The organism is Salmonella sp. SAL03688 (assembly GCF_046551895.1).
Lineage (GTDB): Bacteria > Pseudomonadota > Gammaproteobacteria > Enterobacterales > Enterobacteriaceae > Salmonella > Salmonella enterica.
The window spans coordinates 122,780-135,924 of the sequence record NZ_JBGDVI010000005.1; the positions used below are offsets into that span (position 1 = coordinate 122,780).

A 13,145-nucleotide genomic window follows, 5' to 3' on the forward strand; every position below is an offset into this window, starting at 1 on the left:
TCCTTACCAGTTCCACAGTGTGCCGTCTTCCAGGCGGGCCACCGGCAAATAGGCTGGATCGTACGGATATTTCGCCGCCAGTTTTTCATCGAACTCAATGCCCAGTCCTGGCTTGTCGCCCGGATGCATATAGCCGCCCTCGAACGTCCAGTTATGCGGGAAAACCTCCAGCATCTGTTCGGAGTAGCCCATAAACTCCTGCACACCAAAGTTAGGCACCCACAGGTCGAAATGTAATGCAGCGGCCATACAAACCGGCGACAGATCGGACGGCCCATGCGAACCGGTACGCACCTGGTAGAGCGAGGCAAAATCGGCAATGCGGCGCATCCCGGTAATACCACCGGCATGGGTAAGCGTGGTGCGGATATAGTCAATCAATTGCTCTTCAATGAGCTGTTTGCAATCCCAGATACTGTTAAAGACTTCGCCTACGGCAATCGGCGTGACCGTATGCTGGCGGATGAGGCGGAAGCACGCCTGATTTTCAGCCGGCGTCGGATCTTCCATCCAGAACAAACGATAGTCTTCAATACATTTGCCAAAGCGGGCAGCCTCAATAGGCGTCAGTCGGTGATGCATATCGTGCAGAAGATGTTCATTAAAACCGAACGTATTACGCACGGCGTCAAACAGCTTTGGCGTAAAATCGAGATACTTTTCCGTTGACCACAATTGTTCTTCCGGCCACTGGCCTTTTGTCGCGGGCTCATAGGCCAGCCCCTTGCCTTTCGCCATGCCGTAGGTGGTTTTCATCCCCGGAACGCCGCACTGCACGCGGATTGCTTTGAACCCTTGCTCTTTATGACGCGCGTAGTCTTCCAGCACATCGTCGATAGTGTGGCCTGTGGTATGGCAATACACCATGACGCCTTCACGCGAAGCGCCGCCGAGTAACTGATACAACGGCATATTGGCGGCTTTGGCTTTAATATCCCATAGCGCCATATCAACCGCGGAAATGGCGGACATGGTGACAGGGCCACGGCGCCAGTACGCGCCTTTGTAGAAGAACTGCCAGATATCTTCGATGCGGCGAGCATCCCGCCCGATGAGCTGTGGGCACAGGTGATCGGTAAGGTACGAGGCCACCGGGAGCTCGCGTCCGTTCAGGGTGGCATCCCCCAGACCGGTGATCCCGTCTTCCGTGGTTATCTTTAAGGTGACGAAGTTACGCCCTGGACACGTAACAAAAACTTCAGCCCCTACAATCTTCATTTTTATTCCTTACATCGCATTATGGGATGCAGGAAATTTACCCAACTGAGCTACTACCATACAAGTATATTGATGTAAAAAGCGCTGCCAGATCACAAAATGTTCTGGTCCGCGGCAATGTTACGTACGTCCCCATCCGACGACGATAATCAGCATTCCACACAGCGCGATCAGCGCGCCGCACCAGTCATAAACCGTGAGCCGGACGCCATCGACAACACGTAACCACAGGAGCGCAGTACAGACATATACCCCACCGTAAGCCGCATAAACCCGCCCACTCGCCGCCGGATGCAAGGTCAAAAGCCAGACGAATAACGCAAGTGACGCGGCGGCGGGCAGAAGCCACCACACGCTGGCGCCGCGCTTAAGCCATAGCCAGGGAAGAAAACATCCAATGATTTCACAGAGGGCGGTGACAAAGAAAAGCAGAGTCGTCTTTAGCATGAGATTCATTTGGTTACGAAATGATAAGTGATAATACAACAGAATATCGTTACGGTTATCCGGCCATTCTTGTGTATATGCCAGGCATAAGGATTGGTGTAGAATTTACAGGTGGTTTACCGCTTTTTCCCCTCTAATGAAAGGATGTTGTGATGAACAATACGCTGAGCAAACGCCTGTGCCTGACGGCAATGCTTACGTTGGCGGCCGTTGTATATACTACTTCCGCATTCGCTGAAACCAGTAAACTGGTGATTGAATCGGGAGATAGCGCACAAAGTCGTCAGGAAGCGGCGATGGAAAAGGAACAATGGAACGACACTCGCAGTCTGCGTCAGAAAGTGAATACCCGCGCAGAAAAAGAGTGGGACAAAGCCGATGCCGCCTTTGATAACCGCGATAAATGCGAGCAAAGCGCCAACATCAACGCCTATTGGGAACCCAATACGCTGCGGTGTCTGGATCGTCGTACAGGTCGCGTTATTACGCCCTGATGCAGGATAACTAAAAGGAAGTGTAAGGATACAGTATGACAAGTGACTACAAGGTCAGACTGCGCCCGCTTGAGCGTGAAGATTTACGATTTGTCCACCAGCTTGATAATAATGCCAGCGTTATGCGTTACTGGTTTGAAGAGCCGTATGAGGCTTTTGTCGAACTGTCGGATCTCTACGACAAACACATCCACGACCAAAGCGAACGGCGCTTTGTCGTCGAATGCGATGGTGAAAACGCCGGGCTGGTAGAACTGGTGGAAATTAACCATGTGCATCGGCGGGCGGAATTTCAGATTATTATTTCGCCGGAGTACCAGGGAAAAGGCCTGGCGTCACGCGCGGCCAAACTGGCGATGGATTACGGATTTACCGTACTCAATCTCTATAAATTGTATTTGATCGTCGATAAAGAGAATGAAAAAGCGATTCACATCTACCGTAAACTCGGGTTTAGAGTAGAAGGCGAGCTGATTCATGAGTTCTTCATTAACGGAGAATACCGTAACACCATCCGCATGTGTATCTTCCAGCAGCAGTATCTGGATGAACATAAAACGTCCGGTTCTACGCTCCTGAAACCCACCGCGCAGTAAACGCGGCGCGGCAGTCACGGAGAATCGCACCGCGCCCGGTTTAGTAGTAATCGATACGATTTTTAATGGTGTAATGGTGGGACACTGCCGGCTTAACGCTCTCATCGACGATAACAAGCCGGCAGTCAACAGGGTTCGCGTACGCATCATATTCGCAGTTCTGTGTGACGTTGCCGACCTGTCGATCATCCACCCGGCTGACTGCCGTGTAATCCAGCTTTTTACGCGGGTCTGCGGAGGGTTTTGCCGTCACAGAGAGCGTATTCTGCGAGTTTATGGTTGTCTTACCTAACGGATAGCCTTCGCTATCATAGCGGTACTCGACCTTCATCTCTTTGCCCGTCGCCGATACCACAAAACCGTTGTCGTCCGTTTCCCAGGTCACGCCCGCCGAAGGCAACGCCGCCAGCTGGCACTTCCCCTGTAACTGCACTTTTTTTTCCAGCGTCTGAGCATCCCGGTAATAATTGGCATCCAGCACAAGCGCCAGCCCCGTATTATTCTCCAGATCGTGTAACTCAAGCGTATCAAAACAGCCTTCCTGTGAAAGCGTACCGGTGACCTGCTTCGCCACTTCGCCATTCTCACTCATCAATGTCTGGCTGAAATCCTTTACCGGACCACGTAATGGATCAAAATCAAATTCGTTCGAAAAACTGGCCATTTCCGGCGTAAAAGACTCAAGGGATTTCGGATTATCACAACCTGCCAGTATCATGCACAATAACGTCAGTAAAAGGGGTTTCTTCACACGTATCACCAGGATGAAAAGATATTCATCATCATATTAGCAAATACAGTTATTTACACGAAAAATGCTAAGCTTAGAACATCGTCATTAATCACAGGAGTTCATGATGAAAATCGCAACTGCAATAGCCGCTCTGGCGTTAGTCAGCGCCCCCTCGCTGGTGATGGCGGCACCGGGATCGTGCGAGAGAGTAAAAAGCGATATTGAACAACGTATCATCAATAACGGCGTGCCGGCGGATAATTTTACGCTCACTATCGTTCCTAACGACCAGGCCGATCAGCCGGACTCACAGGTGGTGGGCCATTGCGCGAACGATACGCATAAAATTCTTTATACCCGCACCAGCAGCGGCAATGCGCCAGCCAATACCTCTCCCGCTCAGGACGGTTCATCCGCCGAACCGCAATAACCTCCTCCTGCCCTCCGGGTCCGGAGGGTAACGCTCTTTGACATGGATTAATAATCCTTACTCCCAAAGGGGTAAACTCATTACATCATTAGCATGTTAATAATTTCGTTATAGTTATCAATATATAGCGAAATAATAACGACAATGGAGTGAGTGATGCCCGGAGAAAAGCAACAAACAGGCGTTAGCCGCAGGACGTTAGTGAAATCAGCGGCGCTTGGCTCACTGGCGCTGGCTGCCGGAGGCGTATCTTTACCGTTTGGGATGCGTACCGCGACCGCGGCGGTGCAGCAGGCCATGCGCAACGAAGAAGATAAAATCGTCTGGGGCGCCTGTTCGGTCAACTGCGGCAGTCGCTGCGCCCTGCGTCTGCATGTAAAAGATAATGAAGTCTGGTGGGTTGAAACTGATAATACTGGCGACGATGTCTACGGCAATCATCAGGTTCGCGCCTGTCTGCGGGGCCGTTCAATCCGTCGGCGCATTAACCATCCGGATCGCCTTAACTATCCCATGAAACGCGTTGGCCGCCGCGGCGAAGGCAAATTTGAACGCATTAGCTGGCAGGAAGCACTGGACACCATTAGCGCCAGCCTGAAAAAGACCGTAGAGACCTACGGCAATGAAGCCGTTTATATCCACTATTCATCCGGCATCGTAGGCGGCAACATAACCCGCTCGTCGCCTGCCGCCTCGCCGGTGAAGCGTTTGATGAACTGCTACGGCGGTTCGTTGAATCAATACGGCTCATACAGTACCGCGCAAATTTCTTGCGCCATGCCCTACACCTATGGCTCCAACGACGGCAACAGCACATCTGATATCGAAAACAGTAAACTGGTGGTCATGTTCGGCAATAATCCGGCTGAAACACGCATGAGCGGCGGCGGCATTACCTGGTTTCTGGAGCAAGCGCGTGAACGCTCAAATGCGCGCATGATCGTGATAGATCCGCGCTATACCGATACCGCTGCCGGACGTGAAGACGAGTGGATACCTATTCGCCCCGGCACCGACGCCGCGCTGGTGGCGGGAATTGCCTGGGTATTGATTAACGAAAATCTCGTTGACCAGCCTTTTCTCGACAACTATTGCATCGGCTACGATGAAAAGACCCTTCCGGCTGACGCGCCCCCCAATGGTCATTATAAGGCTTATATTTTGGGCCAGGGCGAGGACGGTATCGCCAAAACGCCGCAGTGGGCGTCACACATTACCGGCATCCCCGCCGATCGAATTATCAAACTGGCGCGCGAGATAGGTAGCGTCAAGCCGGCCTACATCTGTCAGGGTTGGGGCCCGCAGCGTCAGGCGAACGGCGAACAAACCGCTCGCGCCATCGCCATGTTACCGATTCTGACCGGCAACGTCGGCATTCATGGCGGTAATAGCGGCGCACGCGAATCCACTTACACCATTACCATTGAACGTCTGCCGGTCCTGGAGAATCCCGTTAAAACCGCCATCTCCTGCTTTAGCTGGACGGACGCCATTGCGCGCGGCCCGGAAATGACCGCCCTGCGCGACGGCGTACGCGGCAAAGATAAGCTGGATGTCCCGATCAAATTTCTATGGAACTACGCTGGCAACACCCTGATTAATCAGCATTCGGATATTAATAAAACCCATGAAATTCTTCAGGATGAAGCGAAATGCGAAATGATTGTGGTCATCGACAACTTTATGACCTCTTCCGCGAAGTACGCCGATATTTTACTGCCGGATCTCATGACCGTCGAACAGGAAGATATCATCCCCAATGATTACGCCGGCAATATGGGATATCTGATTTTTATCCAACCGGCGACGACGCCTAAGTTCGAGCGCAAGCCCATCTACTGGGTACTCAGCGAAATCGCCAGACGCCTCGGCGACGATGTGTATCAGCGGTTTACCGAAGGCCGTACCCAGGCGCAATGGCTGCAATATCTGTACGCCAAAATGCAGGCAAGAGATCCGGCATTGCCCGCGTATGACGAGCTGAAAAAAATGGGCATCTATAAACGCAAAGATCCCAACGGCCATTTTGTCGCCTATAAAAAATTTCGTGAAGATCCGCAGGCCAATCCGTTAAAAACGCCGTCCGGTAAAATCGAAATCTACTCAAGCAAACTCGCTCATATCGCCAGTACCTGGGAGCTGGCGGAAGGCGACGTGATAAGCCCACTGCCGATTTATACCCCTACTTTTGAAGGATGGGACGATCCGAAGCGGAACACCTTCCCGCTACAGCTGTTTGGCTTTCACTATAAATCCCGTACCCATTCAAGCTACGGCAATATTGATGTTCTGCAGGCCGCCTGTCGCCAGGAGGTGTGGATAAATCCGCTCGATGCGCAAAAACGCGGTATCGCGAATGGCGATAAGGTTCGCGTCTTTAACGATCGTGGAGAGGTGCGTCTACCCGCCAAAGTCACGCCGCGTATTCTGCCGGGCGTCAGCGCGATGGGTCAGGGCGCATGGCATAATGCGGATATGGCTGGCGATAAAATTGACCACGGCGCCTGCATCAATACGCTCACGACGCTGCGTCCTTCCCCCCTGGCAAAAGGGAATCCTCAACATACAAATCTGGTGGAAATCGAAAAAATCTAAGCCGCCTGCTCCGGGACGTTTTTACGCGCCCGGAGCTCCCCGTTTTGCGAACACAACGACATTTAAAACTCTTTTTTGGATGAGCATAGTGAGCTGTTATGAAAATCACCAACCCTGAGGCATTAATGGCGGCCAGTATCAGCCGACGAAGCCTGGTGAAAACCTCCGCTATCGGTAGCCTTGCGCTTGCCAGTAGCGCTTTCACCCTTCCGTTCTCCCGCATCGCCCACGCCGCAGCAGATCTCGCATCTGGCAATGTGGCAGAAAAAGCGGTCTGGAGTTCATGTACCGTTAACTGCGGCAGCCGCTGCCTGCTGCGCCTGCACGTAAAAGATGACACCGTATATTGGGTTGAATCAGATACCACGGGCAACGATGAATATGGCAACCATCAGGTACGCGCCTGCCTGCGCGGTCGTTCTATTCGTCGCCGGATGAATCATCCCGATCGCCTGAAATATCCGATGAAACGCGTTGGTAAACGAGGAGAAGGCAAATTCGAACGTATCAGTTGGGATGAAGCGTTGGATACCATCGGCGATAACCTGAAACGTATCCTCAAGGACTACGGCAACGAAGCGGTACATGTGCTTTACGGTACCGGCGTGGACGGCGGCAATATTACCAATTCTAACGTACCGTATCGCCTGATGAATGCCTGCGGCGGCTATCTCAGCCGTTACGGTAGCTACAGCACCGCCCAAATCAGCGCGGCCATGAGCTATATGTTCGGCGGCAACGACGGCAACAGTCCGGATGATATCGCCAATACAAAACTGGTGGTGATGTTTGGCAATAACCCCGCGGAAACACGTATGAGCGGCGGCGGCGTGACATACTATGTCGAACAGGCGCGCGAGCGCTCCAACGCCAGGATGATCGTGATTGACCCGCGTTATAACGACACTGCTGCCGGCCGCGAAGACGAGTGGCTGCCGATTCGCCCGGGTACCGATGGCGCGCTGGCGGCGGCAATCGCCTGGGTGCTGATTACCGAAGATCTTATTGATAAACCGTTTCTGGATAAATACTGCATCGGCTACGACGAAACCACTCTGCCCGCCTCGGCCCCGCGTAACGCGCACTATAAAGCCTATATTTTGGGTCAGGGCGAAGACGGTATTGCTAAAACGCCGCAATGGGCCGCGCAGATTACCAGTATTCCGGCGGAAAAAATCATTCAACTGGCGCGGGAAATCGGCTCGGCGAAACCGGCTTACATTTGCCAGGGCTGGGGACCGCAACGCCACTCTAACGGGGAGCAGACCGCACGCGCAATCGCCATGCTGTCTGTACTCACCGGTAACGTCGGCATAAATGGCGGTAATTCCGGCGTGCGCGAAGGCACCTGGGATCTGGGCGTCGAATGGTTTTCTATGCTGGAGAACCCGGTAAAAACCCAGATTTCGGTCTTTACCTGGACCGACGCTATCGATCATGGTGCGGAAATGACCGCCACACGCGACGGCGTGCGGGGAAAAGACAAGCTCGACGTGCCGATCAAATTTTTGTGGTGCTACGCCAGTAATACGCTGATCAATCAGCATGGCGATATCGCCCACACCCACGAGGTGCTTCAGGACGACAGTAAATGTGAAATGATCGTCGGCATCGAGCACTTTATGACCGCATCGGCAAAATATTGCGACATTCTGCTGCCTGATTTAATGCCGACCGAGCAGGAAGATCTGATTTCCCACGAATCCGCAGGCAATATGGGCTATGTCATTCTTGGTCAGCCCGCCACCTCGCCGAAATTTGAAAGAAAGCCCATTTACTGGACGCTCAGTGAAGTGGCTAAACGGCTTGGTCCGGACGTATACCAGACCTTCACAGAAGGCCGCACGCAGCATGAGTGGGTCAAATACCTGCACGCAAAAACCAAAGCGCGTAACCCGGAAATGCCGGATTACGAAGAGATGAAACAAACAGGGATTTTCAAGAAAAAATGCCCGGAGGAGCACTACGTCGCTTTCCGCGCCTTCCGCGAAGACCCTGCCGCCAACCCACTGAAAACGCCGTCCGGTAAAATCGAAATCTATTCCGAGCGTCTGGCAACCCTCGCCAACACGTGGGAGCTGAAGAAAGATGAGATTATCCATCCTTTACCCGCCTATACGCCAGGCTTTGACGGTTGGGACGATCCGCTTCGTCAGCGCTACCCGCTACAGCTAACCGGCTTCCACTATAAAGCGCGTACCCACTCCAGCTACGGCAATATCGACGTCCTGCAACAGGCATGTCCGCAGGAGATCTGGATCAACCCGATTGATGCGCAAGCACGCGGCATTCAGCACGGCGACACCGTGCGGGTCTTTAACCAGAACGGAGAGATGCTCATTCCGGCAAAAGTCACGCCGCGCATATTGCCTGGCGTCACCGCTATCGGCCAGGGCGCCTGGTTAAATGCCGACATGTTTGGCGACAAAGTCGATCGCGGCGGCTCCATTAACATTCTGACGTCGCACCGGCCTTCCCCACTGGCGAAAGGTAATCCGTCACACAGTAATCTTGTTCAGGTTGAAAAGGCGTAAGGAGTAACCGATGACAACCCAGTATGGATTTTTTATTGATTCCAGCCGTTGCACCGGTTGCAAAACCTGCGAACTGGCCTGCAAGGACTACAAAGATCTCACTCCCGACGTCAGCTTCCGCCGCATTTATGAGTATGCGGGCGGTGACTGGCAGGAAGATAACGGCGTCTGGCACCAGAACGTCTTTGCCTATTATCTCTCCATTTCATGCAACCACTGCGAAGACCCGGCCTGTACCAAAGTCTGCCCGAGCGGCGCGATGCACAAGCGCGATGACGGTTTTGTGGTGGTGAACGAAGAGGTCTGTATCGGCTGTCGCTACTGCCACATGGCCTGCCCGTACGGCGCGCCGCAGTACAACGCCGCCAAAGGTCATATGACTAAGTGCGACGGCTGTCATGATCGCGTCGCCGACGGCAAAAAGCCGATTTGCGTGGAGTCCTGCCCGCTGCGGGCGCTGGACTTTGGCCCGATAGACGAACTGCGTAAAAAACACGGAGAGCTGGCTGCCGTCGCGCCGTTGCCGCGCGCGCATTTCACGAAGCCGAATATTGTGATTAAACCCAACGCCAACAGCCGCCCGACCGGGGACACTACCGGTTATCTGGCCAATCCGAAGGAGGTATAAGATGGGAAGTGGATGGCATGAATGGCCGTTGATGATCTTCACGGTCTTTGGTCAGTGCGTGGTCGGCGCGTTAATCGTTAGCGGACTGGGCTGGCTGACGGCAAAAGACGATACCATCGCCCGTCAGCGCATCGTGCGCAGCATGTTTTTTCTGTGGCTAGTGATGGGACTGGGATTCCTCGCGTCGATTATGCATCTCGGCTCGCCGATGCGCGCGTTTAACTCGCTTAACCGCGTAGGCGCTTCCGCACTGAGTAATGAAATCGCCGCAGGATCGGTGTTCTTTGCCGTAGGCGGCATCTGGTGGCTGGTGGCGGTACTCGGTAAAATGCCCCCGGCGCTGGGTAAAGCGTGGCTGCTGGTCAGTATGGCGCTCGGCGTTGCATTCATCTGGGCAATGACGCTCGTTTATCAGATAGATACCGTGCCAACCTGGTATAATGGCTACACCACGCTGGCCTTTTTCCTCACGGCATTCCTGTGCGGCCCGGTGTTTGCGGCGTTACTGCTACGCATCGCGCGCGTCCCATTTTGCAGCGTGACGTTTGCCAGTATTAGCGGCCTGGCATTGGTGGTGTGCGTGACGGTCATCGTACTACAAGGACTGTCTCTCTCAACCATTCACAGTTCCGTGCAACAGGCCAGCCATCTCGCACCGGATTACGGTATGCTACAGGTCTGGCGCATTGTCTTGCTTGCTGCCGGATTAGGCTGCTGGCTATGTCCGCTAATCCGTCGCCGCGAACCGCATACCGTTGGTTTGCTGCTCGGTGTCGTGCTGGTGCTGGCAGGCGAAATTATTGGCCGCGGACTTTTTTATGGCCTGCATATGACCGTAGGTATGGCCGTCGCAGATTAATTTATGCGTGCGGGGCGACCCGCACCTTTCGGGATTGTTTGAATGACCACTTTTTTACAACGTGATGATTTTGCAGTAACGGCGCGTGTTCTTGGCGCGTTGTTTTATTATTCGCCGGAAAGCCACGAAACCGCTCCTCTGGTCCAGGCGCTATTAAACGACGACTGGCAGGCGCAGTGGCCGCTTGATGCCGAGGCGCTTGCGCCTGTGGCGGCTATGTTTAAGACCCACAGCGAAGAGTCGTTGCCACAGGCCTGGCAGCGTCTGTTTATCGGCCCTTACGCTCTGCCGTCTCCGCCGTGGGGTTCCGTCTGGCTGGATCGTGAGAGCGTATTATTTGGCGATTCTACATTGGCGCTACGTCAGTGGATGCGCGAAAACGGAATTCAGTTTGAAATGCAGCAAAACGAGCCAGAAGATCATTTTGGGTCGCTGTTGCTGCTGGCGGCCTGGCTTGCCGAGAATGGCCGTCATCATGAATGCGAACAACTCCTGGCCTGGCATCTGTTTCCGTGGTCGTCCCGCTTTCTGGACGTATTTATCGATCATGCCGGGCATCCGTTTTATCAGGCGTTGGGGCAACTGGCGCGTCTGACGCTGGCGCAATGGCAAGCTCAACTCATTATTCCCGTCGCTGTAAAACCGTTATTCCGTTAATCCCCACAAAAGGCAGGATTTTACCTGCCTTTTCTCCCATTGCGGCCTATTTTTATCTACAAAAAGTGACAACGTCACACTACGCATCTGTTTTTAAGATAATTCTTTATCGTGAATGTTTACGCTAAGCCGCATAAGGGCAAAGCATAATTGTTAATAGATGTTTAATAGTGTTAAACATCACGCTTCGCTGGAATCCTTCCCAACCTGTTGCTATAGCTCAAAGTACCCTGCCGGAACATGGCATAACAACACGCGACTCTTAACGTCGCCATAACACATGCAAACAGGGAGACACACCGCAATGCACACCCACACCCTAAAACGCGTACTTGGGTTCACTATCGTCATTCTGCTGTTACTGGCGCTGTTTATCTGGGGAATCGGTCTGGAGACGCTGAAAGCGCGTCAGGTCGATCTGCTGTATCTCGGACAACGGCATTTGATGCTGGTCTTTACGTCCATGTTTTTTGCTTTACTGGTCGGTATCCCGAGTGGGATTTTACTCAGCCGTCCTGCGGCAAAGGGATTTGCTGAATATGTCATGCAAATCTTTAATGTTGGTAATACCTTGCCGCCGCTGGCCGTCCTGGCCTTAGCGATGGTGATTATCGGGATCGGCGATACGCCCGCCATTGTCGCGCTATTTCTGGCCTCCCTTCTGCCTATCGTCCGCAATACCTATGCGGGCCTCTGTTCCGTTCCCGCCTCACTGATTGAAGCGGCGAACGGGATTGGGATGACAAAATGGCAGCGGCTTCGCCAGGTAGAGCTACCTAATGCGTGGCCAGTGATGCTGTCCGGTATTCGCATCGCGACCGCCATCAATGTCGGCACCGCGCCGCTGGCCTTTCTGATCGGCGCCAGCAGCTACGGCGAGCTGATTTTCCCGGGAATTTATCTCAACGATTTTCCGACGTTGATCCTCGGCGCAACGGCCACGGCGTTATTCGCGTTGATTCTTGACACTCTGCTTGCCTGGTTTGGGCGACGCCTTAGCCCTCATACCGTCTGAACGCATAAATAACAATAAGGAGCGTTAAATGAGATTCAAAAAACACCTGTTGGGATGGCTTGCCGCAACGCTGTTGTTCAGTAGCCAGACGCAGGCCGCGCCGCTGGTTCTCGCCACCAAAAGCTTTACCGAGCAGCATATTCTTTCCGCTATGACCGTTCAGTATTTGCAGAAGAAAGGCTTTCAGGTTCAGCCGCAAACCAATATCGCCGCGGTGATTTCACGTAATGCGATGGTGAATAAACAAATTGATATTACCTGGGAATACACCGGTACATCGCTGATTATTTTCAACCGTATCGATAAGCGCATGAGTCCACAGGAAACCTACGACACGGTAAAACGCCTGGATGCGAAGCTGGGCCTGGTATGGCTCAAACCGGCTGACATGAACAATACTTACGCGTTCGCGATGCAGCGCAAACGCGCCGAGTCGGAAAATATCACCACCATCTCGCAAATGGTGGCAAAAATCGAACAGGTCCGGCAGAACGATCCTGACCACAACTGGATGCTCGGCCTCGATCTGGAATTTGCCGGGCGCAGCGACGGAATGAAGCCCCTTCAGCAAGCCTACCAGATGCAGCTTGATCGCCCGCAAATACGACAGATGGACCCAGGGCTGGTCTATAACGCCGTTCGGGATGGGCTGGTTGACGCCGGGCTGGTCTATACCACCGACGGACGGGTGAAAGGGTTTGATCTGAAAGTGCTGGAAGATGATAAAGGCTTCTTCCCAAGTTACGCTGTCACGCCCGTAGTGCGTAAAGAGGTGCTGGAAGCCAATCCTGGCCTTGATGACGCCTTAAACACCCTTTCCGGCCTGCTCAATAACGATGTGATATCGACCCTAAACGCCCAGGTCGATATCGAGCATCGTACGCCGCAACAGGTAGCCCATCAATTTTTGCAGGACAAAGGTCTGCTGTAAGGAGCGCC

Annotated in this window: 13 protein-coding genes; 10 read left to right on the top strand and 3 right to left on the bottom strand. The window is 53.3% G+C overall.

The features are described from left to right. Positions 1-3: 3 nt before the first annotated feature. Both rspA and ACLJR2_RS07055 read right to left on the bottom strand, forming a co-directional pair. The gene (gene rspA / locus ACLJR2_RS07050; RefSeq protein WP_000706264.1) at positions 4-1,218 is read right to left on the bottom strand and encodes a starvation-sensing protein RspA; all 1,215 of its coding nucleotides are present in this window, start codon (positions 1,216-1,218) and stop codon (positions 4-6) included. Between the two features lie 120 nt (positions 1,219-1,338). Continuing rightward, positions 1,339-1,665 (bottom strand): YnfA family protein, encoded by a 327-nt coding sequence (locus tag ACLJR2_RS07055; RefSeq protein WP_000921389.1) that lies wholly within the window; start codon positions 1,663-1,665, stop codon positions 1,339-1,341. Between the two features lie 152 nt (positions 1,666-1,817). Here ACLJR2_RS07055 and ACLJR2_RS07060 point away from each other — a divergent pair, with 152 nt between their 5' ends. Together ACLJR2_RS07060 and speG are read left to right on the top strand one after the other, a co-directional pair. Continuing rightward, positions 1,818-2,159: a DUF1283 family protein gene (locus ACLJR2_RS07060; RefSeq protein WP_001066440.1), complete on the top strand. Its 342-nt coding sequence runs from the start codon at positions 1,818-1,820 to the stop codon at positions 2,157-2,159. 35 nt (positions 2,160-2,194) lie between these two features. Beyond that, on the top strand, positions 2,195-2,755 hold the full coding sequence (gene speG / locus ACLJR2_RS07065) for a spermidine N1-acetyltransferase (RefSeq protein WP_000199997.1): 561 nt from the start codon (positions 2,195-2,197) through the stop codon (positions 2,753-2,755). Positions 2,756-2,795: 40 nt separating this feature from the next. Here the strand turns inward: speG and ACLJR2_RS07070 are convergent, their stop codons facing one another. Then, positions 2,796-3,506, bottom strand: coding sequence for a YnfC family lipoprotein (locus ACLJR2_RS07070; RefSeq protein WP_000743119.1), 711 nt, complete (start codon positions 3,504-3,506; stop codon positions 2,796-2,798). Between the two features lie 103 nt (positions 3,507-3,609). Between ACLJR2_RS07070 and ACLJR2_RS07075 the strand changes: the two genes are divergently transcribed. The 8 genes from ACLJR2_RS07075 (at position 3,610) to osmX (ending at position 13,137) form a co-directional block, all read left to right on the top strand. Further along, on the top strand, positions 3,610-3,918 hold the full coding sequence (locus ACLJR2_RS07075) for a DUF1161 domain-containing protein (RefSeq protein WP_000975516.1): 309 nt from the start codon (positions 3,610-3,612) through the stop codon (positions 3,916-3,918). A gap of 156 nt (positions 3,919-4,074) precedes the next feature. Continuing rightward, a complete protein-coding gene (gene ynfE, locus ACLJR2_RS07080) occupies positions 4,075-6,513 on the top strand; it encodes a selenate/tellurate reductase subunit YnfE (RefSeq protein WP_001117620.1) in 2,439 nt (812 codons plus the stop codon). Between the two features lie 98 nt (positions 6,514-6,611). Next, positions 6,612-9,047 carry a selenate/tellurate reductase subunit YnfF gene (ynfF, locus tag ACLJR2_RS07085; RefSeq protein WP_000705282.1) on the top strand — a complete coding sequence of 812 codons (2,436 nt, stop codon included), beginning with the start codon at positions 6,612-6,614 and terminating at the stop codon, positions 9,045-9,047. Between the two features lie 10 nt (positions 9,048-9,057). After that, a complete protein-coding gene (gene dmsB / locus ACLJR2_RS07090) occupies positions 9,058-9,675 on the top strand; it encodes a dimethylsulfoxide reductase iron-sulfur subunit DmsB (RefSeq protein WP_000213062.1) in 618 nt (205 codons plus the stop codon). A gap of 1 nt (position 9,676) precedes the next feature. After that, positions 9,677-10,534 (top strand): dimethyl sulfoxide reductase anchor subunit family protein, encoded by an 858-nt coding sequence (locus tag ACLJR2_RS07095; RefSeq protein ID WP_000534692.1) that lies wholly within the window; start codon positions 9,677-9,679, stop codon positions 10,532-10,534. Positions 10,535-10,576: 42 nt separating this feature from the next. Continuing rightward, complete coding sequence (gene dmsD, locus ACLJR2_RS07100) at positions 10,577-11,191, top strand: Tat proofreading chaperone DmsD (protein WP_000206562.1); 615 nt, start codon at positions 10,577-10,579, stop codon at positions 11,189-11,191. Positions 11,192-11,495: 304 nt separating this feature from the next. After that, entirely contained in the window at positions 11,496-12,206 is a 711-nt protein-coding gene (osmY, locus tag ACLJR2_RS07105) for an osmoprotectant ABC transporter permease OsmY (protein WP_000556891.1), read from the top strand. Positions 12,207-12,234: 28 nt separating this feature from the next. Further along, a complete protein-coding gene (gene osmX / locus ACLJR2_RS07110) occupies positions 12,235-13,137 on the top strand; it encodes an osmoprotectant ABC transporter substrate-binding protein OsmX (RefSeq protein WP_001211193.1) in 903 nt (300 codons plus the stop codon). Positions 13,138-13,145 lie beyond the last annotated feature (8 nt).

What these genes read in the sequence shown, in the direction of transcription:
- rspA (WP_000706264.1), bottom strand. Translation starts at nt 1,218, where the DNA reads ATGAAGATTGTAGGGGCTGAAGTTTTTGTTACGTGTCCAGGGCGTAAC.
- ACLJR2_RS07055 (WP_000921389.1), bottom strand. Translation starts at nt 1,665, where the DNA reads ATGCTAAAGACGACTCTGCTTTTCTTTGTCACCGCCCTCTGTGAAATC.
- ACLJR2_RS07060 (WP_001066440.1), top strand. Translation starts at nt 1,818, where the DNA reads ATGAACAATACGCTGAGCAAACGCCTGTGCCTGACGGCAATGCTTACG.
- speG (WP_000199997.1), top strand. Translation starts at nt 2,195, where the DNA reads ATGACAAGTGACTACAAGGTCAGACTGCGCCCGCTTGAGCGTGAAGAT.
- ACLJR2_RS07075 (WP_000975516.1), top strand. Translation starts at nt 3,610, where the DNA reads ATGATGAAAATCGCAACTGCAATAGCCGCTCTGGCGTTAGTCAGCGCC.
- ynfE (WP_001117620.1), top strand. Translation starts at nt 4,075, where the DNA reads ATGCCCGGAGAAAAGCAACAAACAGGCGTTAGCCGCAGGACGTTAGTG.
- ynfF (WP_000705282.1), top strand. Translation starts at nt 6,612, where the DNA reads ATGAAAATCACCAACCCTGAGGCATTAATGGCGGCCAGTATCAGCCGA.
- dmsB (WP_000213062.1), top strand. Translation starts at nt 9,058, where the DNA reads ATGACAACCCAGTATGGATTTTTTATTGATTCCAGCCGTTGCACCGGT.
- ACLJR2_RS07095 (WP_000534692.1), top strand. Translation starts at nt 9,677, where the DNA reads ATGGGAAGTGGATGGCATGAATGGCCGTTGATGATCTTCACGGTCTTT.
- dmsD (WP_000206562.1), top strand. Translation starts at nt 10,577, where the DNA reads ATGACCACTTTTTTACAACGTGATGATTTTGCAGTAACGGCGCGTGTT.
- osmY (WP_000556891.1), top strand. Translation starts at nt 11,496, where the DNA reads ATGCACACCCACACCCTAAAACGCGTACTTGGGTTCACTATCGTCATT.
- osmX (WP_001211193.1), top strand. Translation starts at nt 12,235, where the DNA reads ATGAGATTCAAAAAACACCTGTTGGGATGGCTTGCCGCAACGCTGTTG.